Below are 3,611 nucleotides of genomic sequence, written 5' to 3'. Positions count from 1 at the left end.
GGGTCGATGGGACCCGCCGTGCGCTGGTCCTCGGTGCCGGCCGCGCCCGTCACAGCCCACAGCCCGCCGCCGAGCTCCGCGGCGATGTCGGGATCGCTGATCACCGACGGCGTGCCGAGGGTCGCGGCCTCGAACGGCGTCATCCCCTGGGTCTCGAAGCCGATGGAGGTCTGGACGAGCGCGTCGGAGGCGGCGATCCGCGCCAGGGTGTCGGCGTAGCTGAGCTTGCCGACGAACCGCACGTTCGAGAGCCCCGCCACGATCTTCTCGGCAGCGGGTCGTTGTGCGCCGCCCCCGATGATCTCGAGGTCGGCATCGACGCCGGATCCGACGAAGGCCTCGAGGAACGGCAGCAGCCGCTTCTCGGGACTCATGCGTCCGAGCCAGACGAATCGGGGGCGTCCTGGTCGACGCTCGGCCGGCGCCTCGGCGAGCGTCGCCTCGCGCACATCGTCGTCGATGCCGTTCCAGACGACGTCGACCGGGGTGAACACGCCGTGCTCTTCCAGGCGTCGCGCGAAGTGCGTCGAGGGCGCGGTCACCGCTGAGGCGCCGGTCGCGATGCCTCGCAGATACGCCCACCCGTCGGTGCCTCCGACCGTCGGTCCGAGGCTGCTCAGCGCGCGACGGCGCCAGAGGTTGAGCACACCGAGCACGGGCCGATGCAGTGGAGTCACCGCGGCGATACCGACATCCACCCGGTTGTGCATGGTGTGCACGACCGGGATGCCGTGCCTGGACGCATACCGGTGTCCGATGAACGCGCCCCAGAAGTCGGCCTGCACGTGCACGAGATCCACCGGCGGGCGACGGGACATCGCCCGGTCGAGAGCGCGATCGGTGCCGCGCCCCGGCCAGCTCATCGAGTACTCACGGTCGACGGTGATCGGCACGGACGGCAGATCGATGTTCGACGTGTCTCCGGGGCCGGCGGCGCGCGGCCCGTGCATCTTCGGAGCGACGACGGTCACCGTGTGGCCCGCACGTTCGAGGAACTCGCGCTGCAGCCGCATCGACACCTGCGCCCCGCCGAGCGAGTCGAGGTGCTGATCGCCGAAGAAGACGATGTGCATGGCGCGTCCCGTCACTCGGGCAGCGGCTCGTCGCGGTAGAGCGCCTCGAACGTGTCGAGCGTGCGGTTGATGTCGTGGATCGCGACCCCGTCGAGAGATGCCTGCTGCATGCGGGCGTACCCGCCGGGTGACGCGGTCAGCACGTCGGTCAGGCGGGCCGCGAGCGCGTCGGCGTCGCCGGGCTCGAACAGGTAGCCGTTCTCACCGTCGTGCACGAGGTGCGGCAGGGCGACGGCATCCGCTGCGACGATCGGCAGGGCGGAGGCCATGGCCTCCATCGTCGCGATCGACTGCAGCTCTGCGATCGAGGCGATCGTGAACACCGACGCGCGCGACAGCAGTGCTCGCAGATCTTCATCGCTCGTGCGGCCGTGGAACGTCACCCGATCAGCGAGGCCCAGCTGCTTCGCGAGGTTCTCGAGCTGCTTGCGCTGGTCACCGCCGCCGACGATGTCGAAGGTGGTCTCGAGCGCCGGGTCGAGCTTCGTCATGGCTTCGAGGATCACCTCGACCTGCTTCTCGGCGGTCAGCCGGCCGACGAAGATGATGCGGTTCTTCTCGCGAGGAGCGATCACCGGGGTGTACTGCGTGCGGTCGATTCCGCAGCTGACCGGGATCACATTCTCGACGGCGACGGTGCGCTCGAGGAAGTCGGCAGCACGACGCGTCGGCGTGGTGATCGCGCGGGTCAGGGCGAACGTGCGCTTCGCGTCGCCCCAGGCCCAGCGCAGCACGAGGTCGTCGACCCATTTCGGCATGGTGGTGTGATCGAGGATGTTCTCGGCCATCACATGGTTGGTGGCGATCACCGGAATGCCGCGTTCGTGCGCGATGCGCGCGAGGCCGCGGCCGATGACGATGTGCGACTGGATGTGCACGACGTCGGGCTGCACGCTGTCGAGGATTCTGCGTGCGTAGTGCTTCACACGCCACGGCCACACGAAGCGCAGCCAGTCATGGGGAGCCCAGCGCACGGACGGCAGCCGGTGCATGGTCATCGGCTCGCCCTCGATCACCTCGGTGCGAGGCGGGGTGCGACGGTAGGCGACGTTCGGGGCGACGACGTGGACGTCATGGCCGCGCTGCACGAGTCCGGCTGCGAGACGCTCGGCGAAGCGCGCGGCGCCGTTGATGTCGGGCGCGAAGGTGTCGCATCCGATCAGGATGCGCAGGGGACGCGTCCCGGAGTCGGGGGCGACGTCGGGAGCACTCGTCGGATCGGAGGTAGAGGAGGACATTCTGCCTTACGGTACGGCGGCCAAAGAGCCCGATCGGGCGCTGGCCACTCTACCCGAGGGGTCTGATCAGGCCTCCGAGGCATACCGGCATCCCCCAGGCTCACCCTCTACCGTGGAGGCATGCGACTGACTGCCGACGCCGACCCTCAGCTGTGGATCCCCGTCACGGACTCGCTCGGCTGGAGGGGACGCCGACACCGCAAGGCCGCGATTCGGATGCTGCTGGGTCAGGTGAACTCGGCGATCGGCGTCACCGAGCGGCCGGGTTCGCGGTTCGGCGCGTGGGCGATGAGTCAGGCCGCGCCGCTGCTGATGCGCCGGGCGGATGGCCGCGTGCTGGTCTGGACGTGGAAGTCCGACCCCGAGCTCGTCGTCGCGATGGCCACGGTGCAGGCGCTCACCCCGGAGGTGCGGATCGCGCGTGCGTCGATGCCGATGGACTATGACGACACCCAGTCGTTCTCGAGCCGCTGGCTGGGCACCGGCGAGAAGCTCGTGGTGGCGATGCCGCCGTCTCCGGCGTCGCCGCCGTTCACGACCTACACCTGGGACACCGGCACTCACCTGGTGACTCTGACCGCGGTCTGCAGCGACCGCGAACGGTTCGGAACCCTCGACGGCGCCCTCGATGAGCTGGCGGGCAGCATCCGTACGGCGGATGACGTGACCGGCGGCGAGTCACCCGAGGTGCTCCGTCTCGACCCGGCCTGATCGCCGATCTATTGCCCGGCGGGCGGTTCCCAGAGTTCGATCGCGAGACCTTCGGGATCGTGGATCCGAGCGAAGGTGCCGTACTCGTCGTCGTTCCACTCTTCGCGGCGCTCGACCGGGACTCCCGCCGCTGCGAGCCGCGCAGCGAGTCGCTCGAGGTCGACCACCCGCAGGTTCAGCATGAACTGCTGCTCGCTGGCGAAGTAGTCGCTGTCAGCCGCGAACGGCGCGAAGACGGTCATCCCGGCTTCTTGCTGCCACATGCCGTCGCTACCGGTGCCGATCCCCAGATGCTCCCGGTACCACGCCGCGCGGGCCTCGGGATCTCTGCTGCGGAAGAAGAGGCCTCCGATGCCCGTGACGCCTGCGTTCATGGTGCTGTTCTACACCTCTGCGGACGCAAAGGCCATTGCGCGACGGGTGCGTGAAGGCATGCGAGGGCGATGCACGAAGGCACACGCGCGCGATTCGCGAGAGGGTTCACGTGCGATGCGAACCACTTGCCCCGCCACGGGCGAACTACCTCGTTCAGATTCGAACGGGGACGGATCGGACACGTTTCGGCTCTTTCATGCTGAGTCGCGGTGTT

General features: G+C 68.9%; 4 protein-coding genes. 1 reads left to right on the top strand and 3 read right to left on the bottom strand.

What is annotated here, in order from left to right:
* On the bottom strand, window positions 1-1,073 hold a 1,073-nt coding region (locus J7E68_RS16695; protein ID WP_215174485.1), incomplete at its 3' end, for a glycosyltransferase.
* 11 nt (window positions 1,074-1,084) lie between these two features.
* Window positions 1,085-2,311, bottom strand: a complete 1,227-nt coding sequence (locus J7E68_RS16690; protein ID WP_215174483.1) for a glycosyltransferase — start codon at window positions 2,309-2,311, stop codon at window positions 1,085-1,087.
* A gap of 120 nt (window positions 2,312-2,431) precedes the next feature.
* Between J7E68_RS16690 and J7E68_RS16685 the strand changes: the two genes are divergently transcribed.
* Window positions 2,432-3,022, top strand: coding sequence for a hypothetical protein (locus tag J7E68_RS16685; RefSeq protein ID WP_215174481.1), 591 nt, complete (start codon window positions 2,432-2,434; stop codon window positions 3,020-3,022).
* Between the two features lie 8 nt (window positions 3,023-3,030).
* Here J7E68_RS16685 and J7E68_RS16680 read toward each other — a convergent pair whose 3' ends face one another.
* Window positions 3,031-3,396, bottom strand: a complete 366-nt coding sequence (locus J7E68_RS16680; RefSeq protein WP_215174479.1) for a VOC family protein — start codon at window positions 3,394-3,396, stop codon at window positions 3,031-3,033.
* Between the last annotated feature and the right edge of the window lie 215 nt (window positions 3,397-3,611).

The sequence above is a fragment of the Microbacterium sp. ISL-103 genome (genome assembly GCF_018613995.1).
Classification (GTDB): Bacteria; Actinomycetota; Actinomycetes; order Actinomycetales; family Microbacteriaceae; genus Microbacterium.
The sequence above is the reverse complement of the archived record's forward strand: the minus strand, read 5'-3'. Positions and strand labels throughout refer to the sequence as shown.

Excerpts from the sequence above, each read along its gene's own strand:
- J7E68_RS16680 (WP_215174479.1), bottom strand. The coding sequence starts at position 3,396 with ATGAACGCAGGCGTCACGGGCATCGGAGGCCTCTTCTTCCGCAGCAGA.
- J7E68_RS16690 (WP_215174483.1), bottom strand. The coding sequence starts at position 2,311 with ATGTCCTCCTCTACCTCCGATCCGACGAGTGCTCCCGACGTCGCCCCC.
- J7E68_RS16685 (WP_215174481.1), top strand. The coding sequence starts at position 2,432 with ATGCGACTGACTGCCGACGCCGACCCTCAGCTGTGGATCCCCGTCACG.